Here is a 24,016-nt window from a genome sequence, read left to right as displayed (position 1 = left end):
GATTAAGAATACATTTTCTCTCTTAATTCTTTTACTTTTTTATCCGCAAGATACTCGTCGTAAGTCATTTCTCTGTCGATAATTCCGGAAGGAGTCAATTCGATGATTCTGTTACAGACTGTTGAAAGCATTTCGTGGTCATGAGATGCCAGTAAAAGATTTCCTTTGAAGTTGGATAAAGAGTTGTTCAAGGTTGTGATACTCTCCAGGTCTAAGTGGTTGGTAGGTTCGTCCAATAAAAGAACGTTCGCTTTTTGAAGCATCATTCTACTGAACATACATCTCATTTTTTCACCCCCTGAAAGTACTTTACAGGATTTCAAAGCTTCATCTCCTGAGAACAGCATTCTTCCTAAGAATCCTCTTACGAATTCTTCATGACGCTCTTCGTCATTTTTTGTAAACTGTCTCAACCAGTCAACTAAACTAAGGTCTTCCTGGAAGAAGTTGGTGTTGTCCAAAGGCATGTGAGACTGGTTGGTTGTTACTCCCCATGCAACCGTTCCTTTATCTGCTTCTACATTTCCGGCAAGAATTTCGAAGAATTCTGTAATAGCTAAAGAGTTTTTGGAAAGGACAGCTACTTTATCTCCTTTTTTAAGATTTAAATCAACATTAGAGAATAATAATTCTCCGTCTTTTGTTTTCTCAAGACCTTTTACATCAAGGATCTGATCTCCTGCTTCTCTTTCCATTTCGAAAATAATAGCAGGATATCTTCTTGAAGAAGGCTTAATATCATCAATATTTAATTTGTCGATCATTTTCTTTCTTGCAGTAGCCTGTTTTGCTTTCGCAACGTTGGAACTGAATCTCGCAATGAAGTCCTGAAGCTCTTTTTTCTTCTCTTCAGCTTTCTTGTTGGCCTGAGCTCTTTGTCTTGTTGCCAATTGAGAAGCCTGGTACCAGAAAGAGTAATTACCCGTGTATAGGTTAAGCTTAGAATAATCAAGGTCACCGATGTGTGTACAAACCGTATCAAGGAAGTGACGGTCGTGAGATACAACGATTACCGTGTTTTCATAATCAGCAAGGAAGTCTTCAAGCCATGAGATGGTATCGATATCAAGGTCGTTGGTAGGCTCATCCAGAATCAATACGTCAGGATTTCCGAAAAGTGCCTGAGCCAAAAGAACTTTTACCTTGTCTTTGTTCTCAAGTTCACTCATCAGCTGCCAGTGCATATCATCCGTAATTCCTACGTTAGAAAGCATAGTCTGAGCATCAGATTCTGCAGTCCAGCCACCCATTTCGTCATAAATTACACCTAGTTCACCGGCTTTAATACCGTCTTCGTCAGAGAAATCTTCTTTTGCGTATAACGCATCCATTTCCTCTTTTATCTCAAATAATTTCTTATTACCTCTTAAAACAGCTTCAAGAACTGTAAACTGATCATAAGCAAAGTGATCCTGTTCCAAAACTGACATTCTTTTCCCTGGCTCCAGAGATACATGTCCTGTTGTAGGATCCTGCTTTCCTGTTAGTATTTTCAGGAATGTAGACTTTCCCGCACCGTTTGCTCCGATGATTCCGTAGCAGTTTCCTTTGGTAAACATAATATTTACCTCGTCAAAAAGAATTCTTTTCCCGAATTGTAAAGATAAGTTAGATACTGTTAACATATAGTTTTGTAAATTTGGCGCAAAAATACGAAAAGAATTTGGGTATTTTGTAATAATATAATAGTCAAGTTTTTAAATGTACGGTATTTTTTATATATTTCATTAACGAAATTTTAAAATGATGAAGATTGAGAAAACAGTTAACATATTAAACAAAAGAGCCCGTTTTGAATATGAAATTCTTGAAGAATATGAAGCCGGAATGGTTTTAACGGGTACCGAAATAAAATCTTTACGTTCATCCAAAGCATCTATCACAGAATCGTTCTGTCAGTTTATTGATGGGGAATTGTACATCATCAACATGATGATTGATGAGTACAAATTGGGAACTTTTTACAATCACAAAACAAAAAGGGAACGGAAATTGCTCTTGCACAAAAAAGAATTACAAAAACTTGAAAAAAAGTTAAAGGATGCTGGGAACACCATAATACCTTTAAAATTATATATCACTGATAGAGGGAAAGCAAAGGTGCTCATAGCGCTTGGTAGAGGGAAAAAACTTTTCGATAAAAGAGAGGCGATAAAAGATAGAGAAAATAAACGGAACCTCGACAGAATATTAAAGAAAAGTTAAAAATCATTTGAAAAACTTTGTATATAAAGAAAAATTATATTTATTTTGCATTATCAATTATTTAATCATTTAATTCTATGAAAAATCTAAAATTAGGAATTTCAGCATTGGCGCTTACTGTTGCCTCTACTGTTTTCGCACAGACTACCAACAATCCGTGGTTAATCGGAGTTGGTGCTCATGCTGAAAACCACGTAGCAGCAAGAAGTAACTTCAGTAATACGTTCTCTGCTAACAATTTGACAAAAAGTATGTTCAATGTGAACAACTTTTCTATTACACCTCCACTATCTAAGTTAACAGTTGCTAGAAACGTTGGTAAAGGTTTAGTAATTGACTGGCAAACTTCTGTTGGAAATGTTGAAAACAAAAGATTCAACATGGGGAAAGAATTTTTCCTAATGACAGGTCTTGGTTTCCAGGCTCACGCTGCAGGTCTTTTATGGAACGAAGAATCTTGGTTTGATCCATATTTAAGAGTTGGTGCTAACTACTTAAGACATGACTATACAGCTCTTACTTTCCCTAGAACATCTGTTGATGATAACGGTAACCCAATCGAAACTGTAACTAACGGTAAGGATGGTAACGAAAACGGTAAAGCTAACCACTTTACTGTAGCTACAGGTGCTGGTGCTAACTTCTGGGTAACTAAGAACTTCGGTCTTGGTGTTCAGGGAGATTATGTATCAACTCCAGGTGACAAATCTACTGTTGCTAACTTCTGGCAAGCTTCTGCTTCCATCTTATTCAGATTCGGAAACAGAGACAGAGATAAGGATGGTATCCTAGATAAAGATGATCTTTGTCCAGATACTCCAGGTTTACCAGAATTCCAAGGATGTCCTGATACTGACGGTGACGGAGTTCCAGATAAAGACGATCAATGTCCAGAAGTGGCTGGTCCAGTTGAAAACAACGGATGCCCTTGGCCAGATACTGACGGTGATGGTGTAATCGACAAAGATGACGCTTGTCCTACAGTAGCAGGTCCTGCTGAAAACAACGGTTGTCCTTGGCCAGATACAGACGGTGACGGTATCTTAGATAAAGATGATGCTTGTCCTACTGTTCCAGGTCTTCCAGAATACAACGGATGTCCTAAACCAAAAGAAGTAACAGCTACTGATGTTGAGAAAAACCTTAAGAGTGTATACTTCGATTTCAACAAAGCTACAATCAAGCCTGAATCTAAAGGAGCTTTAGATACTGCTGCTGAAATCATTAAGAAAGACGGAGGTAGATTCCTATTAGTTGGTGAAACTGACAAAAAAGGAAGCGATGCTTACAACTTGAAATTATCTAAAGAAAGAGCTGCTTCTGTAGTTGCTGCTTTAGATGCAAGAGGTGTAGATATCAACGCATTAAAATCAGTTGGTATTGGTGAGCAAAATGCTAAAGTTGCAGAATCTGCTTCTGATGCTGAAAGACAAGCTGATAGAAAAGTAACTGTTAGATACATTGGTGATGACAGTGAGTGGAACAAATATCAGAAATCTGATGTTGTAGCTCCAGCGAAAAAAGCTACTAAAAAAGCTCCAGCTAAGAAAAAAGCTGCTGCTAAAAAGAAAAAATAATTAATTTTTCTAAATAATGAATACCTCCAATTTGATTGGAGGTATTTTTTTTTTGTGGACTTTTGAGTAATTTTGTTGGAAATTTAAAAATTAAAATGGGAAGAGCATTTGAATATAGAAAAGCTTCTAAAATGGCCAGATGGGACAAGATGGCCAAGACATTCTCTAAAATAGGAAAAGATATCGCACTGGCTGTAAAAGCTGGAGGAACAGATCCTGAATCTAATCCTGCCTTGAGAAGATGTATCCAAAACGCAAAAGGGGCTAACATGCCTAAGGATAATGTTGAAAGAGCAATTAAAAAGGCAAGCGGTGCAGATGCAGAAAACTATGAAGAGATCACTTATGAAGGTTACGGACAAGGTGGTGTTGCTTTTTTTGTAGAATGTACTACAAACAATACTACAAGAACGGTAGCCAATGTACGAGCTATCTTCAATAAGTTTGATGGTAACCTTGGTAAGAACGGGGAATTGGCATTTATCTTCGACAGAAAAGGTATTTTCACTATAGATTTGGCTCAGATCAAAATGGATTGGGATGATTTTGAAATGGAAATGATTGACGGAGGAGCAGAAGATGTAGAAAAAGATGAAGAAGAAGTAATGATTACCACTGCTTTTGAAGATTTCGGTTCTTTATCTCACAAATTGGATGCGCTTGGAATTGAAGCAAAAAGTGCAGAACTTCAAAGAATTCCAAATAATACGAAAGAAGTGAACGCAGAACAGTTCAAAGCGAATATGAAAATGCTTGAGCGTTTCGAAGAAGATGATGACGTGCAAAACGTTTACCACAACATGGAAATCACAGAAGAGCTGATGAACTCTCTATAAAAAATAATATAGCATTCATATACAGTTAATTTTCAATTAGTTTCTTTGTGCAAAACTATGAAAAGAAACGTTGAATTAGTTGTTATATCGGATGTTCATTTGGGAACTTATGGATGTAAGGCTAAAGAATTGCTAAGATATCTCAATTCGATCCAGCCTAAAACTTTAGTTTTAAACGGTGATATTATCGATATCTGGCAGTTTAAAAAGTCTTACTTCCCTAAACCTCATTTGAAGGTAATCAGAAAGATACTTTCACTGGCTACCAAAAACACAGATGTCTATTACATTACAGGCAATCATGATGAAATGTTCCGTAAGTTCACAGATTTTGAACTGGGAAAACTTAAAGTCTGTAACAAGATCTGTCTGAATATCGATCAGAAAAAAACCTGGATTTTTCACGGGGATGTTTTCGATGCATCCGTCCAGCATTCCAAATGGATCGCCAAACTTGGCGGAAAAGGTTATGATCTTCTTATTATCATCAATAATGTTGTAAATTGGTTCCTGGAAAAAATGGGTAAAGAGAAATACTCATTTTCCAAAAAGATCAAAAACAATGTGAAAAAAGCGGTAAAATATATCGGGGATTTTGAATTGACAGCTTCAGAGCTGGCCATTGATAACCAATATGATTATGTGGTATGCGGGCATATTCACCAGCCACAGATCCGCGAGGTTGTTAATAAAAAAGGATCCTGTACTTACCTGAATTCCGGTGACTGGATAGAAAATCTTTCTGCTTTGGAATATCATGATAAACAATGGAAGATTTTTTATTATGATGAACATAAACATTTACTGAAAGATGATGAAGCAGAAGAAATCCCGGAGATGGATAATTCTGATCTTTTAAAAATTGTAACTAATTTTTCTTAAATGAAGATTCTGTATGCATTCCAGGGTACCGGAAACGGGCATATTGCCAGAGCACAGGAAATTATTCCTCTTCTCAAAAAGCATGCATCTGTGGATACCTTAATCAGTGGTCATCAATCGCAATTGAAGGCTGATTTTGACATTAACTTTCAATACAGAGGCATTTCCCTTCTTTATAATAAAACAGGAGGTCTATCTTACCGAAAAACATTTACCGAAAATAAATTCTTTGAAGCCGCTAAAACAATCAGAGAACTAGAGCTGTCACAGTATGATTTAATTATTAATGATTATGAACCTCTGACAGGCTGGGCTTCCAAATTGAAAAAGTTTCCGTTGATAGAACTCAGCCATCAGGCTTCTATGAGTTTTCCTGAAACACCCAAACCAAAGGAAAAAGATTTTCTGGGAGAAATGATTTTAAAATATTACGTTCCCAGCCAAAGAAAAATCGGGTTTCATTTTGAAAATTACCATCCACAGATCAAAAAACCTGTCATCAGGAGAAAGATCAGAAACCTTAATCCTTACAAACAGGGATATTATCTGGTCTATCTTCCCAGTTTTGCAGATGAAAATATCATTAAGGTTTTAAGAAAAATCCCTGTGGAGTGGAAAGTTTTTTCAAAATACAGCAAAGTACAGGTGAAAATAAAAAATGTAGAAGTATTTCCCATTGATGAAAGCCAGTACCTGAAATATTTTGAAGGCTGTGACGGAATTTTATGCAATGCAGGTTTTGAAACCCCGGCAGAAGCACTATTTATGGATAAGAAACTATTTGTGATTCCTATCCACAATCAATATGAGCAGGAATGCAATGCATGTGCTCTGGATAAAATGGGAATTCCCAATTCCAAGGTGTTAAATCTTCAGGAAATAATGGAATGGGTAGCATCAGATCATCATCTCAAAGTAGATTATCCGGATGATATTGAAGATATCCTGGTAAACGAGGTTTTAATTCTTTAAAAAGATATCGGCCACATCACTCATTCTCATCATCACAGACCTTGCATACGAACAGTGCGGGTATACTTTCCAATTGTTTTCTCTGGCAAATTTAATGGCTTCTTCCACAAGGAATTTTCCCATTCCTCTTCCTTCAAATTCCGGGTGTACCAAAACAAAAGAGATAATCAGTTTATGATCTTCAGGGAAAATGGTATAGGTAAGCCTTCCGACTTCTTTTATTTCGTTATTTAAAGTGATAACTCCGCCGTTCCCGGATTTATTGTTTTCAAATTTCATGATTCTTGACTTTAGTTTAAAGATACAAAAATTGAACCGAGCTTTGCATAAGCAATAAGTGTTGCTGTCAATCTCGCTCAACACTTTTCAAATTGACCATTCACTTGCGAAGAAAAATTAACCATTGCCTACCTAATTATCTTTCCCCGTATAATAATTATAATCTTTGATAATTACACCGATGAACTGTCTTTCCGTCATTTTAGTGGGATCTATTTCCAGTTTCAGAATACTTTTAATTTTATCGGATAGTTTACTGATGATCTGGCGATCATCTGCTTTCAATGCTTTGGTATAATTGTCTTTGATAATTCTCATATCATTATCACTCAAAGCAATCACCTGAGGGAAAGAGGGAATATAATTTTCATGGATATTCTCCAGTATTGTATGAGAAATATTAATGCTATTTTTTAGGGAGATCACAGCTGTTCCGGAAGCGATATCACCCAAACGCTGATTATTTTTAGAAACAATCATAGAAATAAGTCCTACTACTCCGGCAAATGAAACATCTACAATTCTGAAAATCCACCGGATCATATAATCTGCTAAACTGGCCTGGTAACCGTCAATTTTCACCACTTTTATTTTCATGAGTTTTTTACCGGGAGTCTGGCCTTCCATCAAACTTTCCAATACAAGAGGATAAATATAAACAGGAAAGGTAAGGACAAGATATACCGCACGTATCGACCAGCCATCAAGACCATTCAGAAGATATCCCAAATCAAGAATATTGAAGAACAGATACAGGATAGCAACTACATAAGCAATCCTGATCAGAAGATCAATAATGAAGGCAAGCATCCTTTCTCCTATACCTGCAATAGTAAAACTAATATTTACATTTTGTGAGGTATTTATCGCAATTTGAGACATATTTTTTATTATTTTAGCCTTAATAATTATGAGAGAAGTTTATTTCATTAAACAAAATAAAGAAAAATGGTTGGGAATCGAACAGGTTATTCAAGGGAAAATTAAAAAAAATCCTGATGACCTGTCTTCATTGTATATAAACCTGATCAATGACCTTTCTTTTGCCCAGACTTATTATCCCAAAAGTAATACTACCGTTTATCTGAACCATTTATCTGCCCAGATTTTTCAGAAGATTTATAAAACAAAAAGGGTAGAGGAGAACAGGCTGATTTACTTTTTCAAAACTGAAGTTCCGTTGCTGATGTATCAATACCGGAGATATCTGATGTATGCCTTTCTCTTTTTCATTTTGTTTACATCAATAGGAGTGCTTTCTGCCATTTATGATAAAGGCTTTGTGAATATTATACTAGGGGAAGGGTATGTGAATGAAACGATCGAAAATATTAAAAATAATAATGCCGTAGGCGTTTATCAGAGCGGAAGCACTTGGGGAAGCACCATCGGAATTATCTTTAATAATATTCAGGTTGGAGCAAAATTATATATTTACGGAATTGCCGGGGGAGTGGGAACATTGTTTGCACTGCTTTCCAACAGTGTGATGCTGGGAGCTTTTCAATATTTCTTCTATGATTACGGAGCATTGAAAGACAGTGCAAGAGGAATATGGCTTCACGGGGTTTTTGAAATTTTTGCGATGGTAGTAGAAGCGATGTGTGGATTGATTCTGGGCGCGTCTATTTTATTTCCAAGAACATTTTCAAGATTTAACTCGTTTAAAAAAGGATTTAAAGATTCATTTAAAATATTTTTAAGTACTGTCCCTTTCACTATTTGTGCAGGGATTATAGAAGGATATGTCACCAGACATGCATTGAAGATGCCTTTAATTTTAAACCTTATCATCATTTTTGGCTCACTTGCAATTATTGGATACTACTATTTTGTATATCCGTCTGTTGTTTACAAAAAAACTAATAAACACATCAATGATACAATTTTATAAAAAAAGAGATTTTGGAACTTTTATCAGTGACAGTTTCAATTTTTTCAAATTATACGGAAAGAATTATTTCAAAAACTATATTCTGATCAATGGCTTGCTTTTGATCTTAATGGTTACTGTTGTTATTTTCGGCTATAAGGAGCTGTTTTCACAGATATTCGGATCTAATCTTGGAGGTGAAACCTATTATTTTGAACAGTATTTTTCAGAAAATTCCGGAATGCTGATCACAGTAGGATTACTGACTTTCCTGCTTTTCATGGTCCTGATGATTGTCAATTATCTGTATCCTGTTTTTTATTTAAAAAGAATTGCACAGGGAGCAGAAAAAATAAAGACTGATGAAATTCTCGGTGACTTTAAAAACAATGCCGGAAGAATTGGAAAACTATGTCTGGGAATGATCTTTATCGTTACTCCGGCAATCTTATTTGTAGTAGGTTTTTCTTATATTCTGGTTCTTATCATTATCGGTTTCTTCCTTATCCTGCTTCTTTATCCTACGATATTTAATTTTACTACATTTCTGATGTATGATTATTTTAATTCGGACCGAGGGTTCTGGGAAAGCTTGAGCTATGCTTTGCGTTCTCAGTTTTCTTATCCCAATGGAAGTGAAAAATCACCCTTCTGGAAATATTGGGGAGCTGCATTTGTGATGTTTATTATCATGTACATTATAACGTCTATCTTTACGTTTATTCCGATGATGTTTTTTTACGGATCACTGCTTACCTCTACACCGGACGGAAATTTTGAACAGAATCCTTTTACCGGAACTGCCGGAATCATTTTTTTTGTATTCTATGGAGTTTCTATGTTACTTTCATTTTTTCTTTCCAACCTTATGTATGTGAATGCGGGATTAATGTATTATGACAGCAGAACAGATCTTCACCAGAAAGTTGAATTGGCCGAAATAGACACGATTGGAATCAATGAATAAAACTCTTTTTTTCATACTGCTTTTCTTTTCTCCCGGGCTGGTTCATGCTCAGGATAACCCTCCTGCTTCTGATGATCTGGTAGATTCATTGTACACTACCGGGCATTACAGAAATATGCTGCGTGCAGATTCTGTACTGATGAAATATCCGGTATCGGAGAATGAAGTGTACCCGAAAACGTTTAAAGAGAATATTCCGTCAAGATATAAAGGAAATGAGTTTGATTATTCCGTTTCAAAGCCGAGAGAATCTTTCTTTCAAAAACTGATGCGGAAGATCAATCAGATCATACAGGGGATCTTTGGAGATACAGCACTCACTAAGTCGGCAGAACTTACTACGGTTCTTATCAGACTGTTTGCCATTATTCTTGTAGGATTTCTGCTTTATTTCATCATCAGATATATCATGGGAAAAGATGGGAATTTTATTTTTGGTAAAAAGAATAAAAAGCTGGATCTTAATGTGCAGGAACTTCATGAGAATATCCATGAAATTAATTTTCCTGATAGTATCGCGAAATTTGAACACGCAGGAGATTATCGTTCCGCAGTTCGGTATCAATTCCTGTTTGTTCTTAAAAAACTGAGTGATAAAAAACTGATCACCTGGAATCCGGAAAAAACTAATAAAGATTATACTGCAGAGTTAAAAGCTGCCCACCTGAAGAATGACTTTTCTGATCTGTCCTATATTTTTGATTATGTCTGGTATGGAGAATTCAGTATTGATGAAGAGAGCTACCGGAAATTTAAAAATCAATATCAGGCCTTTAAACCATAACAATAATAACCATGAATAAAACTTTCAAAACATATGCTGTAATTTTCGTCATTGTGATGATTGTTCTGGCATTGCTTGAAGTTAACAAAAAAGAAACAACAGACTGGCGGAAGAATTTTGATATCAACGAAAAATCTCCGTTCGGGTTGTTTGTTTTCAATAAAGAAGCCAACAATCTTTTTAAAAATAAGCTGAAGAAGATTGAGCAGGTTCCTTACGAATATTACAGCCAGCATAAAAAACAGGCTCACAATATTGTCATCATTGAAAATAATCTTGACAGAGAGTCCTGGCATAAAATTCTGACTCAGATATCTGAAGGCTCAGATGCATTTCTGATGGTAACCCGTATGCCTAAAGAAATTTCAGACAGTATCGGATACTATGATTCAGAGATCTCCTTTGAAGAAGAAAATGTTTTGAAGCTTACCGACAAAAAATTTCAGAATGATTTTATTAAGCTGGATAAATTTCCGTCGGGCAGAGGATTCTCATTCATAAAACCGGGAGTGGAAGTACTGGGGAAAACCGTTGAGAAGAAGAATACAGATCAGGCCAATTTTATTAAAGTAAAGTTTGGTAAAGGATATATCTATGCTCATACAGAACCTCTTTTCCTTACGAATTATTATCTTCTAAAACCCGGAAATGTAAAATATGCTCAGGACGTATTTTCATATCTTCAGGATAGGGAAACCCTTTGGTTTGTCTCAAACAAAAGCTATGAATCACGCTTTTTCATGAGATTTATATTGTCAAATCCGGCTTTAAAATATGCATGGTGGGTATTTTTAGGAGGGCTTATTCTTTTTATCTTCTTTAATGCAAAAAGGAAACAGAGGATAGTCCCAGTAACAGAACCATTGAGAAATACTTCCCTGGATTTTGTGAAAAGCATTGGAAATCTGTATCTTCAGGAAGGCGATTTCCATGATATGATGGCCAAGAAAGCTCAATATTTCCTAAACAAGGTAAGAATGGATCTGTTGATAGATACCCCGCATCTAGATGAAGAATTTGCAAAAAAATTACATCTGAAAACTGGTAAACCCGTAGAAATGATTGGCGAAGCAATAGCGCTTATCAAAAAAGCCCAGGATCCTTACGCCAGTGTAATGAAAGAAGACCTTACAAGGATCAATAAGCTCCTTGATGAAATACTTAAATAATATAACAATAGAAATAACCTAACAATGTAGATTTGCTCAATGCTGTCACCATTCAAAGAGATACATTGTTAGAATGATAAATAAAAATTTTATTATGGAAAACCTGGATAACCCCAACATAGAAACCCCAAGCTCTATTAATTTTAATAAGCAGGAAGAGCAGTTTCAGTCGAGAATTGATATGATTGAACTTCGTGCAAGTTTGGAAAAAGTAAAATCTGAGATCGGAAAAGTGATCGTAGGGCAGGAGAAAATGATTGAACATCTTTTGGCAGCTTTGCTTTCAAACGGACATGTTTTGATTGAAGGTGTTCCGGGAGTGGCAAAAACAATCACTGCAAAACTATTAGCCAAAACCATTGACGTAGGTTTCAGCAGAATTCAGTTTACACCGGATCTTATGCCTTCCGATATTTTGGGAACATCCGTTTTCAATGTTAAAAACTCAGAATTTGAATTTAAAAAAGGACCTATCTTCTCCAATTTCATCCTGATTGATGAAATCAACAGATCGCCTGCCAAAACGCAGTCTGCATTATTTGAAGTTATGGAAGAAAGACAGATCACGATGGACGGTACCCGTTATACCCTTGAGGAACCTTTCCTGGTGATCGCTACACAAAACCCTATTGAACATGAAGGAACGTACAGACTTCCGGAAGCGCAGCTGGACCGTTTTTTATTCAAAATCAATGTAGGATATCCTAACCTTGAGCAGGAAATTGCGATCATTAAAAACCAGCACGAAAGCAAAAAAGAAGATAAAACAGAAGGAATCAACCGCGTGATCACAGCTGAACAATTGAAAAACTACCAGCATCTGGTAAAAGAAATCATTGTGGAAAGCCAGCTGATGGAATACATTGCCAAGATTATCATCAATACAAGAGAAAATCAATTCTTATATCTGGGAGCTTCACCACGAGCTTCATTGGCACTTCTTACGGCATCAAAGTCATTTGCCGCTTTAAGAGGTAGAGACTTTGTGACTCCTGAAGATATTAAAGAAGCAAGCTACGCCGTATTAAGACACAGAGTCATCGTATCTCCGGAAAGAGAAATGGAAGGTCTTACCGCAGATGAAATTATCCGTCAGATTTTAGAAGGAATAGAAATACCGAGATAGAACAATAGGTAGTAGATGGTAGGTAGCCGGTAGCAGTTGATTGTGAGTGAATGTTTAAATATTTACAAAATTATTATGTATGGCAAATTTTAAAGAACTTTTAGTCTGGCAGAGATCTATTGATTTTGTTACTGAAATCTACAGAACTACAGAAGCTTTTCCTAAGGATGAGATTTATGGCTTGACATCACAAATCAGAAGGGCTGCTGTTTCTATACCCTCCAATATTGCAGAGGGAAACTCCAGGAGAAGCAAACCTGATTACTCGCAATTTTTAAAAATATCAAGAGGCAGTTGTGCGGAAGTAGAAACACAATTAATTATTTCAAAAAATCTCAAATTTTTAAATGAAAATGAGCATTTAAAATTAAATGAAAAGATTATAGAAATATCCAAAATGTTGAACGGACTCATTAACTCATTACAATAATACAACTGTAAGACCTATGGTGCGTTCACATAATCCTCAAAACCTGTAACCTGCAACCTATAATCTGCAACCTGCCACCTAACCAATGAAAAACTTATACATCAATACACGTTTCTTTTTTACACTCATCGGAGTGGGGATTCTGTATGTCCTTGCATTTTTCTTTCCGGTGCTGATGTGGGTAGCCCATATCGCACTCCTGATTTGTTTTTTGGCAGCAATGGTAGATTTTCTGTTGCTTTTCAACCAAAAGAATGCATTGCAGGTTCAAAGAATTCTGCCGGAAAAACTGTCTAACGGAGATGAGAATTTTGTAAAAATTGACATCAAGAATAATTACAACTTTACCATAGCCACTAAAATTATTGATGAAATCCCGTTTCAGTTTCAGAAAAGAGATTTTCTGATCAAAAAACAGATCACTTCCGGAGCAAATACATTTTTTCAATACACATTAGAGCCTAAAGAAAGGGGAGAATATCATTTCGGAGGATTGAATGTGTACGCATCATCACCAATAGGACTGATTTCAAAAAGATTTATTTTCCAGAAAGATGCTATGCTTCCTGCCTATCCCTCTTTTATTCATCTAAGAAAATATGAACTGATGGCTATTCAGAGTGAATTTTTATTAGGCGGAATCAAGAAAGTCAGAAAGCTGGGACATACCATGGAATTTGAGCAGATCAAAGAATATGTACCCGGAGATGATATCAGAACGATCAACTGGAAAGCAACTTCGAAAACAAATCGTTTAATGGTTAATCAGTTTCAGGATGAGAAATCACAGCGTATTTTTATGCTGATTGATAAAGGACGAACCATGAAAATGCCTTTCAACGAATTAAGCTTGCTGGATTATTCCATCAATGCAACCATGGCGCTGTCTCATATTATTTTGAGAAAAGGAGACAGAGCGGGAATGATGACTTTTTCCAAGAAAGCTGAAAATAAAATTGCTGCCGATAATAAATCCGGACAGTTGAAGAAAATCTCTGAAGCTCTTTATAATATCAAAACAGATTTCTTCGAAAGTGATTTCAACCGTTTGTATCAGGATGTAAAATATTCCATCAACCAAAGAAGTTTAATTCTGCTTTTTACCAATTTTGAGACGTTAGACGGACTAAACCGGCAGCTGAAATATCTTAGGGGAATTGCTAAGAACCATTTGTTGGTAGTAGTATTCTTTAAAAATTCTGAACTGCAGACGCTGATCAACAAAAATCCTGAAAGTATGCAGGAAATTTATGACGAGATCATTGCTGAAAAATTTGAGTTTGAAAAGAAACTGATCATCCAGGAACTCCGTAAATACGGAATTTATACTGTTTATACACTTCCTGAAAATTTGAATATCGATGTTATCAATAAATATCTGGAGATAAAAGCGAGAGGAATTTTATAACTTTGTAGAAGCAATAAGCAATAAGCAATAAGCAATAAGCAATAAGCAATGAAAATTACACTTAACAGAATAAACGACGATTTTTTATTTGAATGTACCAATGCTCAGGGAAATTCTATTCTTTTGGATAATACTTCCCAGCCGGGAGCTAAAGGAGTTTCTCCAATGGAAAGTGTACTGATGGCTGTGGCAGGCTGCAGCGGAATTGATGTAGTTTCTATTTTAAAGAAGCAGCGTCAGGAGATCAGAAGCTTTCAGGCAGAGGTAGAAGGAGAAAGAGTACAGGTAGAAGATGCAAAACCATTTAAATCGATTAACGTAAAATTCCTTCTGGAAGGAGAAATTGATCCTAAAAAAGCATTAAAGGCTGCAGAACTTTCTTTTGAAAAATACTGCTCTGTATCAAAAACGTTAGAACCGAATGTAGAAATCGGATACGAAGTCTATGTGAACGGAGAAAAAATTTAATCTCTTATATAAAATAACAAAAGCCGGATGTTTCATCCGGCTTTTATTATTACTCATTACCAATTACTCATTGCTTATTAAAAGGTGAGTCTTGGCTTTATCAGTTTCGCTACAGTAGCAGTCCATCCTGTTTGATGGGAAGCACCCACACCACGGCCGTTATCACCATGGAAATATTCAAAGAACGTAATATAATCTCTGAAGTGTTCATCATAATTGAACTTGGGATTGCCTCCGTTGAACGCCCTTTGGCCATGTTCATCCTTTAAAAATATTGAGCAGAGTCTTTTGCTGATATTCTGGGCTACTTCATCCAGGTTTCTTTTATCACCGCTTCCCGTTGGGAATTCTACTTTCAGACTGTTTCCATAATAATAATGGAAGCGCTGCAGGCTTTCAACAATCAGGAAATTGATAGGAAACCAGATGGGGCCGCGCCAGTTGCTATTTCCGCCAAACATTCTGCTGTCACTTTCTGCAGGCGTATAGTATACCATATTTTCAGACCCATGTACAGAGAATACAAACGGATTTTCTTCGTATACCTTAGACATAGCACGTATTCCGTAAGAACTCAGGAACTCATTTTCATCAAGCATTCTGGTCAGAACTTTTGTCAGTCTGTTTTTACGAAGTATGCTCATAAGGTGTTTTCGTCCGTGTCCTTCCTCGTCCCAATGGGAAACGAGTTTGGTAAGCTCCGGTTTATTTTTTAAGATCCACTCCATTCGGGTCCTGAAATTCGGCATCTTTTCCAGTAAGCGATGGTCTACAATTTCAACAGCAAACATAGGAATCAAACCAACAATACTTCTTAACCTCAAAGAAACACTGTCTCCGTTTCCAAGCTGCAATACATCATAGAAAAATCCGTCTTCTTCATTCCAAAGCCCTTTTGTGCCTTCACCAAGATTTTCCATAGCCTCAGCGATATAAAGATAATGTTCAAAAAACTTGATGGCCATATCTTCATATACCTGATAATACTGGGCAAGCTCCATTGCAATACGCATCATATTCAATGCATACATGGCCATCCAGCTGGTTCCGTCTGCCTGTTCAAGATGCTGTCCGTCCTTTAGTTCCATATTCCGGTCAAAAGCTCCGATATTATCAAGACCAAGAAACCCTCCACCAAAGATATTTTTTCCGTTTTTATCCTTTCGGTTCACCCACCAGGTGAAATTAAGAAGCAGTTTCTGGAAAACTTTCTCTAAAAATAATAAATCCGGTTTTCCGTTATTTTTTTCATCAATTTTAAAAACACGGAAACAAGACCATGCGTGTACCGGCGGATTCACATCACTCATATTCCACTCATAGGCAGGAAGCTGTCCATTGGGATGCATGTACCATTCCTTAGTAAGAAGTAAAAGCTGTCCCTTGGCAAATTCCGCATCAATGATGGAAAAAGGAACACAATGAAACGCCAGATCCCATGTGGCATACCATGGATATTCCCATTTATCGGGCATAGAAATAATATCCTTATTATGGAGATGATTCCATTCCGTATTTCTTACATATTCATTGAAATTTCTTGGCGCTTCAAAATTAGGATCACCTTTCAGCCATTTTCCGATATTATAATGATAAAACTGTTTGTTCCAGAGAAGCCCGGCAAAAGCCTGTCTCTGTACATTTCTCTCATCTTCGTTAACGGTATCACTCTGAATTTCCTGATAAAACTCTTCAGCTTCAGTCTGCCGGGTATTGAAAATTTCATCAAAGTTTTCAAAAGGCTCATCGGCTTCATCCGGGCACAATCTGAATTCAAAAACCTTTGATTCTCCGGCTCCGATAAGCTCATCGATCAGGAAAGAAGCTTTTGTCCCTTTCTTTGCGGGATTAATCGTATTTGCCTGGTGGGTAATAAAATGATTGATGCCATCTTTGAAATATGTATTTTCACCTGCAGGAGCTCCGTAAAGCTTAGAAGTATTGGTTTCATTATCACAAAATACGCTTTGTGCATTGGTATTTCGGGAATAAAGTTTTTTAATGGAGATACTGTCGTGTCCAATATTGATACTTCCGTCATGAGAAGCATTAAGCTCTGCCTTATAGGTGTTGTATCCCCATTTCCAGTTGTTTCTGAACCATACAGTAGGCGCTACCAGAATAGGTGCTTCATGCTGACTTCGGTTACAGACCGTTACTCTGGCAAGAATATCATTGTGATCGGCCTTGCAATATTCAATGAAAATATCAAAATATTCATCATTATCGAAAATTCCAGTATCGAAAATTTCATATTCCGGTTCCTTTTTACTGCGTCTTCCGTTTTCTGCAACAAGTTCATCGTAAGGAAATTCATTGATGGGATATTTATAAACCATTTTCATATAACTATGAGTAGGTGTATTATCCAGATAATAAAAGATTTCTTTGATGTCTTCCCCATGATTACCCTGAGGATTGCTCAAACCAAAGAATCGTTCCTTTACCATTTTGTCTTTCTTGTTCCAGAACGAAAAAGCAAAACATAAAAGCTGCTTTACATCAGAAATTCCGGCAATACCTTCTTCACCCCAACGGTAGGCATAGCTTTCTGCATTATTATGGTTGGTAAAATTCCAGGCATTCCCGTTCGGGCTATAATCTTCGCGTACATTTCCCCACTGCCGGTTGCTTACATAAGGTCCCCAGTTTTTCCATTTGGTATCTTGTAATCTATCTTTTTCGGCGGTCATATCTCATCACTTTTCCATACGAAGTTAGTTTTTTTGAGAAGTAATTCCAATTTTTTTCATCTGAATAATTATTAATATACTCTTGGAATACTTGTATTTAAGGGCTTTTTTAAATATTAAAATAATTTTTTTTTGAAATTAAAAGAAAAGAACTACCTTTGCACCATTCGTTCATTCAAATATTGAAAATGTTATCAAGAAAGGTTGAGGGATTAGACCCTATGAAACCTTAGCAACCCTTTGCGCAAGTAAAGAAGGTGCTACGTTCTACCAAAATAATTTTGGACAGATAACTTACTGAAGTTCTTTTCAGCCATTTCCTGTGGCATTTTCAATTGTATTAAAATTTAATAGAATTGAAAACAGAACTAAACTATATTAATCTTACGTATCAAACTCATTCCCAAAAGGAATACCATATCTCATTAAGCTATCAGCTTTTTGGGAAAGATCTGTTTACAGCCCCTGTTGTCTTAATCAATCATGCTCTCACCGGAAATTCAAACGTATCCGGAGAAAAAGGCTGGTGGAAACAGCTGGTGGGAAAAAATCAGATTGTTGATACCGATCAATATACCGTTCTGTGCTTCAATATACCAGGAAACGGATACGACGATTTTTTAATTGAAGATTATGAAGACTTTACTCCTTCAGATATCGCTGCGATATTTCTGAAAGGACTTGAAGTTTTACAGATCAAAAATTTATATGCCATTATAGGAGGCTCTCTGGGAGGAGGTATTGCCTGGGAAATGCTTGCCCAGCAGCCGGATCTTGCTGAGATTTTTATTCCTATTGCCTGCGATTACAGAACACACGACTGGCTTCATGCACAGTGTCTGGTTCAGAAATTTTTATTAAATGATAAGGAAGAACCATTACAGAAAGCAAGAATTCATGCCATGTTGTGCTACAGAACACCGCAGTCGCTCAATGACAGATTTCAAAACCAATATAATCAGGACAAACAACGCCTGGAATCAGAAGACTGGCTGGTTTATCATGGTAATGCACTAAACGAAAGATTTAGTTTAAAAGCTTACAAATTGATGAATCATCTCTTGATGAATATAAATGCTGCTGATACAGCACTGGAGAACATACAGGCACGAATGCACATGATCTCCGTAGATACAGATTTATTTTTCCCGGCTTCTGAAATCCGAATGTGTTTTGAAAACTTAAAAGAGAAAAATAAAGATGTTTCTTATCACGAGATCCAATCTATACACGGGCATGATGCCTTCCTAATGGAATATCAACAATTAAATAATATCATTAAAAACATTTTATAGAAGTAATGAAAAATGCTAACGAAATAAAATTTTTGAAGAACAGATCAATCGTTAAATTTGAAGGAGAAGATTTCCTGGGAGAAATCGGGATTGACGGACGAATTTTTAAAGCGCTTACTTTGGCGCGTATCAGTGTAGGAGTAATCTCTCAGCAGGCCGTAGAAAACGGAATTTCTATCCTGGTTCATGAAAATGATGCAGAGAAGGCAGTGGCTTGTCTTATCGATGAATTTGAAGCAGAAAGAAAGTCAGGAAAAGTTTCCCAGATCTATAGTATCAATAATGTTTCTGTCATTGGTTTTGTAGCAGAAGATTTTAATAAAGTCTTTGCTGAGCTGGCAAGAAATAATGTTTTTCCATTGCTTTTGAACCAGGTAGCAGGAGAAAACAGAGTCAATATCGTAGTGACGTCTTCACAGGATGAAAAAACAAGAAACATCATAGAATCTGAAATTTTCAAAAAACCGAAAACCGTTCATCTGGCCATTATTGGCCATGGAAATGTAGGAAAAACCTTGATAGAACAGGTACTTGAATCTGCAGAAGAAATTAAAAAACGTAAAAAAATAGACCTTAAAGTAGTTGCAGTAGCCAACTCAAAGAAAATTGCCTTCAACAAAAAAGGATTTGATGCCAATTGGGGGGATGAGGTTTTAACAGCAGAAAGACCGTCAAACGTGGAAGAACTGATTAATTTCTCTAACGAAAATCAACTGGAGAATCTGATTGTTGTGGATAACACCGCAAGCAAAGATTTTGTAAAAAACTATCACGCCCTGGCAGAAAACGGGTTTGATCTGGTGTCTTCCAACAAGATCTTCAATACCCTTCCAATTGAAGAATACAGAAAACTAAGATATACGTTGAGTAAAAACAACAGACGTTATCTGTATGAAACCAATGTGGGAGCAGGATTACCGTTAATTGATACCATCAAGTTATTACACCTTTCAGGAGAAAATATCACAAGAATTAAAGGCGTATTCTCAGGAACATTGAGTTATGTGTTCAATAATTTTTCTTTGAGGGACGATAAATTCTCAACCATTATCAACGAAGCTTTGGAGAAAGGATATACAGAACCGGATCCGAGAGAAGACTTATCAGGAAACGATGTAGCAAGAAAATTATTGATCCTTGCAAGAGAATTAGACTTAATCAACGAGTTCGGAGATATCAATATTCAAAACCTGGTTCCGGAAAGCTTACTGGAGGTTTCAAAATCAGAATTCCTTTCAAGACTGGAAGAACTGGACGAAGAATATCAGAAAATAAAAGAAAACCAGGAGCCCGGACATGTATTGAGATATGTGGGAGATCTACACGGAGATTTACAGAAAGATAAAGGTGAACTGGATGTAAAACTGGTTTCTGTTCCTGCAACTTCAGCATTGGGACAACTGAAAGGTTCAGACTCCATCTTTGAAATCTACACAGAAAGCTATGGAGAAAATCCAATCGTGATTATGGGAGCCGGAGCTGGTGCAAAGGTAACCGCAAGAGGAGTATTCGGAGATATTTTAAGAGTAAGTGAAACAAAATAATATTTAATATAACAATCTAATAATGTATCAGTTTACCAATAATTTGTGTCGTTATTCTGAGCAAAGCGAAGATTTTAATTGGTACATTGTTAGACTGCTATATTGGTAAATTAATTAAAACTATATGGAAAATTTTGAAACATCAGCAATAAGAACCCAGACGGAAAGAACCCAGTTTGACGAACATTCTACACCATTATATCTTACCTCCAGTTTTATATTTCAGGATGCGGAGGATATGAGAGCAAGCTTTGCAGAAGAAAAACCAAAAAACTTATACAGCCGTTTTTCCAATCCTAATGTAACAGAATTTACAGATAAGATTGCTAAAATGGAAGGTGCAGAAGCGGGATATGCCTTTGCGACAGGAATGGCCGCCATCTATTCTACATTTGCGGCGTTATTGAATGCTGGTGATCATATCGTAAGCTGCCAGTCGGTGTTCGGGTCGACACACACTTTGTTTACCAAATATTTCCCGAAATGGAATATTGAAACTTCTTATTTCAAAGCAGAAGATGCAGCGAATGTGGAGCAATACATCAAACCTAATACAAAGATCTTATACCTTGAAACTCCTACCAATCCGGCTATCGAAATTCTGGATCTGGAGTTTTTCGGACAAATTGCAAAAAAGCATAACCTTATTTTTATTGTAGATAACTGTTTTGCAACACCTTATCTTCAGCAGCCTATCAAATATGGTGCAGATATTGTTGTACACTCAGCAACGAAACTGATTGACGGACAGGGAAGAGTTTTAGGAGGAATAGCAGTAGGAAAAGAAGACCTGATCAGAGAAATTTATCTTTTCGCAAGAAATACAGGGCCTGCATTGTCTCCTTTCAACGCCTGGGTATTATCAAAAAGTTTGGAAACATTGGCTATCCGTGTAGAAAAGCATTGTGAGAATGCCTTGAAAGTAGCGGAGTTTTTAGAAAGTCATCCAAATGTTGAATTGGTAAAATATCCATTCCTGAAATCCCATCCTGGTTATGAGGTAGCCAAAAAACAGATGAAACTCGGAGGAAATATTGTGGCCTTTGAAATAAAAGGGGGAATAGAAGGAGGAAGAAACTTTTTAGATAAGATACAAATGTGTTCATTGTCTGCCAACTTAGGTGATACAAGAACGATCGTTACGCATCCGGCTTCTACAACGCATTCCAAATTATCAGACGACGAAAGAAATGAAGTAGGAATTACTGCAGGACTGGTACGTTGTTCAGTAGGATTGGAAAATGTGGATGATATCATTGCAGATTTAAAACAAGCTTTGGATTAATTCAAACAGCTGCAGGCTTTACCTAAAATCGATAAAATGAAAAATTCAGAACAATTATATAAAGCTTTATCCGAAAGAATTTTAATTCTTGACGGAGCGATGGGTACCATGCTTCAGAGATACAAATTCGAAGAAGAAGATTACCGTGGAGAGCGTTTCAAAGACTGGGAACATCCGGTAAAAGGAAACAATGACCTGCTTTCTCTGACACAGCCTCAGGCGATTGAAGAAGTTCATAAGAAATATCTGGAAGCCGGAGCTGATATTATTGAAACCAATACATTTTCAGGAACTACCATTGCGATGGCAGATTACCACATGGAAGATCTGGTATACGACCTGAACTATGAGTCAGCAAAAATTGCCAGAAAAGCCTGTGATGAGTATACTGCGAAAAATCCAGACAAACCGAGATTTGTAGCAGGATCTATCGGACCTACAAACAGAACAGCAAGTTTAAGTCCTGATGTGAATGATCCGGGATACAGAGCCATCACTTTTGAAGAATTGAGAGTAGCTTACAAACAACAGTGTGAAGCTTTGTTGGATGGGGGTTCAGACATCCTTCTGGTAGAAACCATCTTTGATACTTTGAATGCAAAAGCTGCTTTATTCGCTATTGATGAACTGCAGGACGAAAGAGGAATTGAGATCCCGATCATGGTTTCAGGGACCATTACCGATGCCTCCGGAAGAACTTTGAGCGGACAGACCGCAGAAGCTTTTCTGATCTCAGTTTCCCACCTGAATTTATTAAGTGTAGGTTTCAACTGTGCATTGGGTGCAGATCAGCTGACTCCTTATCTTGAAACACTGGCTCATAATTCAGAATTCTATGTTTCAGCATATCCGAATGCCGGTTTACCAAATGCTTTCGGAAAATATGACGAAACTCCTGAGGACATGGCAAGACAGATTAAAGAATATGTAGAGAAAGGATTAATCAATATTATTGGAGGATGCTGCGGAACTACCCCTGAGCATATCAGGGCGATTGCAGATCTGGTGAAAGATTATCCGCCTAGAAAATTGAAAGAATTTGTCTGATTTGATAGATTTTTTTAATTAAAATCAAGAATGAAGGCTCGGTTATAAATATTATCTTTAAATAAACCACAAAATTTAATGTAATGGAAAAGCCGATTTACTTAAAAGATTCAGAAGATGTTAAGCTTTTTAATGAGTTGAGGAAGAAAGTAAACCAAAGGGTGGAAGGGATTTCTGAAAACAGGGACATCTATATTCAGATTAAAGCAGTTATTCTGCCGATGATCTATCTGGGATTATATGTTCTGGCTCTTTTGAATGCTGAAAAACACTGGATCTATATTCTGAGTTTTGTTTTAATGGGAATCTCTCTGGTTTTAATTTATTTAAACTTAATCCACGAAGCGGCCCATAATAACATTTATAAGAGTAAAAGACTCAATGGGCTGATTCTTCACATTTTTGATTTTATAGGTGCCAACTCCTATATCTGGAAAAAAAGACATATCGCAAGCCATCACGCCTATCCTAATGTAGATGGATGGGACACGGATATCGAACAGAGCGGACTGCTTTTAATCGTACCGTGGATCAAAGCGAAAGGTATACAGAAGTATCAGGATAAGTTTTTCTTTTTAGTATATCCGTTGTATTTGTTCAACTGGATGTTTATAAGAGACTTCAGAGACTTCTTTGATAAAGAAAGAGTGATTTTAAAAACCCAGGGAAAAATTCCCACCATTGAAAAAGTAAAAATGATAAGCTATAAGCTGTTCTATTTCTTTTATCAGATTGTGGTTCCTGTGGTGTTCTTTAAAGTATCAATAGGATTGGCTTTAGGAGCGTGGTTTTTACAGGTAATTTCAGCAAGTATTTTTGCATTGTTTGTGTTACTGCCTTTGCATCCGCTTCCTGATAATGCCTTTCCAAAATTAAATAAAGAGAATGGTCTGCCGTTTAGCTGGCTTCGTCACCAGCTGGAAGTAACCAATGATCTCAAAGAAAATAACTGGTTGGTAAGAAATGTGTTGGGAAATTTCAATTTTCACGTTGCTCACCATCTGTTTCCCAATTACAGTTATATGTATTATAATGAAATTACAGAGGAGATTGAGGAGTTTGCTAAAGAACATGGTTTAGCATACAAAAGATTTCCGCTGATTACGGCTTTAAGTAAGCATAGGGATTTATTGAAGCAGAATGCCAATAATGCCTACTATATTTTAGAAGAATAAA

At 36.6% G+C, this 24,016-nt stretch carries 22 protein-coding genes and 1 riboswitch; of the genes, 18 read left to right on the top strand and 4 right to left on the bottom strand.

The window, feature by feature from the left end:
* Nucleotides 1-2: 2 nt before the first annotated feature.
* Complete coding sequence (locus tag AB1278_RS21280) at nt 3-1,625, bottom strand: ABC-F family ATP-binding cassette domain-containing protein (RefSeq protein WP_429816864.1); 1,623 nt, start codon at nt 1,623-1,625, stop codon at nt 3-5.
* 121 nt (nt 1,626-1,746) lie between these two features.
* On the opposite strand from AB1278_RS21280, the gene smpB reads away from it, so the two are divergent.
* The 5 genes from smpB to AB1278_RS21255 all read left to right on the top strand — a co-directional run bounded on the left by smpB (nt 1,747) and on the right by AB1278_RS21255 (nt 6,472).
* Nucleotides 1,747-2,205 (top strand): SsrA-binding protein SmpB, encoded by a 459-nt coding sequence (smpB, locus tag AB1278_RS21275; protein ID WP_047427948.1) that lies wholly within the window; start codon nt 1,747-1,749, stop codon nt 2,203-2,205.
* Nucleotides 2,206-2,282: 77 nt separating this feature from the next.
* The gene (locus AB1278_RS21270; protein ID WP_429816861.1) at nt 2,283-3,782 is read left to right on the top strand and encodes an OmpA family protein; all 1,500 of its coding nucleotides are present in this window, start codon (nt 2,283-2,285) and stop codon (nt 3,780-3,782) included.
* A gap of 95 nt (nt 3,783-3,877) precedes the next feature.
* A complete protein-coding gene (locus AB1278_RS21265) occupies nt 3,878-4,618 on the top strand; it encodes a YebC/PmpR family DNA-binding transcriptional regulator (protein WP_076596963.1) in 741 nt (246 codons plus the stop codon).
* A gap of 57 nt (nt 4,619-4,675) precedes the next feature.
* Complete coding sequence (locus AB1278_RS21260; RefSeq protein ID WP_110008582.1) at nt 4,676-5,500, top strand: UDP-2,3-diacylglucosamine diphosphatase; 825 nt, start codon at nt 4,676-4,678, stop codon at nt 5,498-5,500.
* Nucleotides 5,501-6,472 carry a glycosyltransferase family protein gene (locus AB1278_RS21255; RefSeq protein ID WP_429816858.1) on the top strand — a complete coding sequence of 324 codons (972 nt, stop codon included), beginning with the start codon at nt 5,501-5,503 and terminating at the stop codon, nt 6,470-6,472. It begins immediately after the preceding gene.
* On the opposite strand, the gene AB1278_RS21250 is transcribed toward AB1278_RS21255, so the two are convergent.
* Both AB1278_RS21250 and AB1278_RS21245 read right to left on the bottom strand, forming a co-directional pair.
* Nucleotides 6,461-6,751, bottom strand: a complete 291-nt coding sequence (locus AB1278_RS21250; RefSeq protein WP_202840804.1) for a GNAT family N-acetyltransferase — start codon at nt 6,749-6,751, stop codon at nt 6,461-6,463. The genes AB1278_RS21255 and AB1278_RS21250 overlap by 12 nt on opposite strands.
* A gap of 132 nt (nt 6,752-6,883) precedes the next feature.
* The gene (locus tag AB1278_RS21245) at nt 6,884-7,633 is read right to left on the bottom strand and encodes an RDD family protein (RefSeq protein WP_429816855.1); all 750 of its coding nucleotides are present in this window, start codon (nt 7,631-7,633) and stop codon (nt 6,884-6,886) included.
* Between the two features lie 28 nt (nt 7,634-7,661).
* Between AB1278_RS21245 and AB1278_RS21240 the strand changes: the two genes are divergently transcribed.
* From AB1278_RS21240 to AB1278_RS21205, 8 genes are all read left to right on the top strand, one after another.
* Nucleotides 7,662-8,645: a stage II sporulation protein M gene (locus AB1278_RS21240; protein ID WP_123278486.1), complete on the top strand. Its 984-nt coding sequence runs from the start codon at nt 7,662-7,664 to the stop codon at nt 8,643-8,645.
* Nucleotides 8,629-9,591 (top strand): DUF4013 domain-containing protein, encoded by a 963-nt coding sequence (locus tag AB1278_RS21235; RefSeq protein ID WP_202840799.1) that lies wholly within the window; start codon nt 8,629-8,631, stop codon nt 9,589-9,591. The genes AB1278_RS21240 and AB1278_RS21235 overlap by 17 nt, the downstream gene beginning before the upstream one ends.
* Nucleotides 9,584-10,375: a DUF4129 domain-containing protein gene (locus AB1278_RS21230; protein WP_429816852.1), complete on the top strand. Its 792-nt coding sequence runs from the start codon at nt 9,584-9,586 to the stop codon at nt 10,373-10,375. Before AB1278_RS21235 ends, AB1278_RS21230 begins: the two co-directional genes overlap by 8 nt.
* A gap of 11 nt (nt 10,376-10,386) precedes the next feature.
* The gene (locus AB1278_RS21225; RefSeq protein ID WP_429816849.1) at nt 10,387-11,544 is read left to right on the top strand and encodes a hypothetical protein; all 1,158 of its coding nucleotides are present in this window, start codon (nt 10,387-10,389) and stop codon (nt 11,542-11,544) included.
* A 94-nt stretch (nt 11,545-11,638) separates the two neighbouring features.
* Nucleotides 11,639-12,670 carry an AAA family ATPase gene (locus AB1278_RS21220; RefSeq protein WP_429816846.1) on the top strand — a complete coding sequence of 344 codons (1,032 nt, stop codon included), beginning with the start codon at nt 11,639-11,641 and terminating at the stop codon, nt 12,668-12,670.
* A gap of 79 nt (nt 12,671-12,749) precedes the next feature.
* Entirely contained in the window at nt 12,750-13,100 is a 351-nt protein-coding gene (locus AB1278_RS21215; protein WP_202840793.1) for a four helix bundle protein, read from the top strand.
* An 85-nt stretch (nt 13,101-13,185) separates the two neighbouring features.
* Nucleotides 13,186-14,508 (top strand): DUF58 domain-containing protein, encoded by a 1,323-nt coding sequence (locus AB1278_RS21210; protein ID WP_202840792.1) that lies wholly within the window; start codon nt 13,186-13,188, stop codon nt 14,506-14,508.
* A gap of 48 nt (nt 14,509-14,556) precedes the next feature.
* Nucleotides 14,557-14,976, top strand: a complete 420-nt coding sequence (locus AB1278_RS21205) for an OsmC family protein (RefSeq protein ID WP_202840790.1) — start codon at nt 14,557-14,559, stop codon at nt 14,974-14,976.
* 77 nt (nt 14,977-15,053) lie between these two features.
* Here the strand turns inward: AB1278_RS21205 and AB1278_RS21200 are convergent, their stop codons facing one another.
* Entirely contained in the window at nt 15,054-17,669 is a 2,616-nt protein-coding gene (locus AB1278_RS21200; protein ID WP_429816841.1) for an MGH1-like glycoside hydrolase domain-containing protein, read from the bottom strand.
* Between the two features lie 188 nt (nt 17,670-17,857).
* Nucleotides 17,858-17,965: riboswitch (SAM riboswitch) on the top strand.
* A 60-nt stretch (nt 17,966-18,025) separates the two neighbouring features.
* Here AB1278_RS21200 and AB1278_RS21195 point away from each other — a divergent pair.
* The 5 genes from AB1278_RS21195 (at nt 18,026) to AB1278_RS21175 (ending at nt 24,015) form a co-directional block, all read left to right on the top strand.
* The gene (locus AB1278_RS21195; RefSeq protein ID WP_202840786.1) at nt 18,026-18,964 is read left to right on the top strand and encodes an alpha/beta fold hydrolase; all 939 of its coding nucleotides are present in this window, start codon (nt 18,026-18,028) and stop codon (nt 18,962-18,964) included.
* A 5-nt stretch (nt 18,965-18,969) separates the two neighbouring features.
* A complete protein-coding gene (locus AB1278_RS21190) occupies nt 18,970-20,508 on the top strand; it encodes an ACT domain-containing protein (protein ID WP_411414619.1) in 1,539 nt (512 codons plus the stop codon).
* Nucleotides 20,509-20,632: 124 nt separating this feature from the next.
* Entirely contained in the window at nt 20,633-21,793 is a 1,161-nt protein-coding gene (locus tag AB1278_RS21185) for an O-succinylhomoserine sulfhydrylase (RefSeq protein ID WP_411414620.1), read from the top strand.
* A gap of 36 nt (nt 21,794-21,829) precedes the next feature.
* Nucleotides 21,830-22,840: a homocysteine S-methyltransferase family protein gene (locus AB1278_RS21180; protein ID WP_411414621.1), complete on the top strand. Its 1,011-nt coding sequence runs from the start codon at nt 21,830-21,832 to the stop codon at nt 22,838-22,840.
* Nucleotides 22,841-22,923: 83 nt separating this feature from the next.
* Nucleotides 22,924-24,015 carry a fatty acid desaturase family protein gene (locus tag AB1278_RS21175; protein WP_202840780.1) on the top strand — a complete coding sequence of 364 codons (1,092 nt, stop codon included), beginning with the start codon at nt 22,924-22,926 and terminating at the stop codon, nt 24,013-24,015.
* Nucleotide 24,016 lies beyond the last annotated feature (1 nt).

The sequence above is a fragment of the Chryseobacterium sp. NRRL B-14798 genome (assembly GCF_050470705.1).
Classification (GTDB): Bacteria; Bacteroidota; Bacteroidia; order Flavobacteriales; family Weeksellaceae; genus Chryseobacterium; species Chryseobacterium cupriresistens.
Note: the sequence above shows the minus strand (reverse complement) of the source record. Positions and strands in the feature narration are given on the sequence as shown.

What these genes read in the sequence shown, in the direction of transcription:
- AB1278_RS21245 (WP_429816855.1), bottom strand. Translation starts at nt 7,633, where the DNA reads ATGTCTCAAATTGCGATAAATACCTCACAAAATGTAAATATTAGTTTT.
- smpB (WP_047427948.1), top strand. Translation starts at nt 1,747, where the DNA reads ATGAAGATTGAGAAAACAGTTAACATATTAAACAAAAGAGCCCGTTTT.
- AB1278_RS21210 (WP_202840792.1), top strand. Translation starts at nt 13,186, where the DNA reads ATGAAAAACTTATACATCAATACACGTTTCTTTTTTACACTCATCGGA.
- AB1278_RS21200 (WP_429816841.1), bottom strand. Translation starts at nt 17,669, where the DNA reads ATGACCGCCGAAAAAGATAGATTACAAGATACCAAATGGAAAAACTGG.
- AB1278_RS21190 (WP_411414619.1), top strand. Translation starts at nt 18,970, where the DNA reads ATGAAAAATGCTAACGAAATAAAATTTTTGAAGAACAGATCAATCGTT.
- AB1278_RS21205 (WP_202840790.1), top strand. Translation starts at nt 14,557, where the DNA reads ATGAAAATTACACTTAACAGAATAAACGACGATTTTTTATTTGAATGT.
- AB1278_RS21235 (WP_202840799.1), top strand. Translation starts at nt 8,629, where the DNA reads ATGATACAATTTTATAAAAAAAGAGATTTTGGAACTTTTATCAGTGAC.
- AB1278_RS21280 (WP_429816864.1), bottom strand. Translation starts at nt 1,625, where the DNA reads ATGTTAACAGTATCTAACTTATCTTTACAATTCGGGAAAAGAATTCTT.
- AB1278_RS21240 (WP_123278486.1), top strand. Translation starts at nt 7,662, where the DNA reads ATGAGAGAAGTTTATTTCATTAAACAAAATAAAGAAAAATGGTTGGGA.
- AB1278_RS21265 (WP_076596963.1), top strand. Translation starts at nt 3,878, where the DNA reads ATGGGAAGAGCATTTGAATATAGAAAAGCTTCTAAAATGGCCAGATGG.
- AB1278_RS21260 (WP_110008582.1), top strand. Translation starts at nt 4,676, where the DNA reads ATGAAAAGAAACGTTGAATTAGTTGTTATATCGGATGTTCATTTGGGA.
- AB1278_RS21175 (WP_202840780.1), top strand. Translation starts at nt 22,924, where the DNA reads ATGGAAAAGCCGATTTACTTAAAAGATTCAGAAGATGTTAAGCTTTTT.
- AB1278_RS21230 (WP_429816852.1), top strand. Translation starts at nt 9,584, where the DNA reads ATGAATAAAACTCTTTTTTTCATACTGCTTTTCTTTTCTCCCGGGCTG.
- AB1278_RS21220 (WP_429816846.1), top strand. Translation starts at nt 11,639, where the DNA reads ATGGAAAACCTGGATAACCCCAACATAGAAACCCCAAGCTCTATTAAT.
- AB1278_RS21255 (WP_429816858.1), top strand. Translation starts at nt 5,501, where the DNA reads ATGAAGATTCTGTATGCATTCCAGGGTACCGGAAACGGGCATATTGCC.
- AB1278_RS21185 (WP_411414620.1), top strand. Translation starts at nt 20,633, where the DNA reads ATGGAAAATTTTGAAACATCAGCAATAAGAACCCAGACGGAAAGAACC.
- AB1278_RS21250 (WP_202840804.1), bottom strand. Translation starts at nt 6,751, where the DNA reads ATGAAATTTGAAAACAATAAATCCGGGAACGGCGGAGTTATCACTTTA.
- AB1278_RS21270 (WP_429816861.1), top strand. Translation starts at nt 2,283, where the DNA reads ATGAAAAATCTAAAATTAGGAATTTCAGCATTGGCGCTTACTGTTGCC.
- AB1278_RS21225 (WP_429816849.1), top strand. Translation starts at nt 10,387, where the DNA reads ATGAATAAAACTTTCAAAACATATGCTGTAATTTTCGTCATTGTGATG.
- AB1278_RS21215 (WP_202840793.1), top strand. Translation starts at nt 12,750, where the DNA reads ATGGCAAATTTTAAAGAACTTTTAGTCTGGCAGAGATCTATTGATTTT.
- AB1278_RS21180 (WP_411414621.1), top strand. Translation starts at nt 21,830, where the DNA reads ATGAAAAATTCAGAACAATTATATAAAGCTTTATCCGAAAGAATTTTA.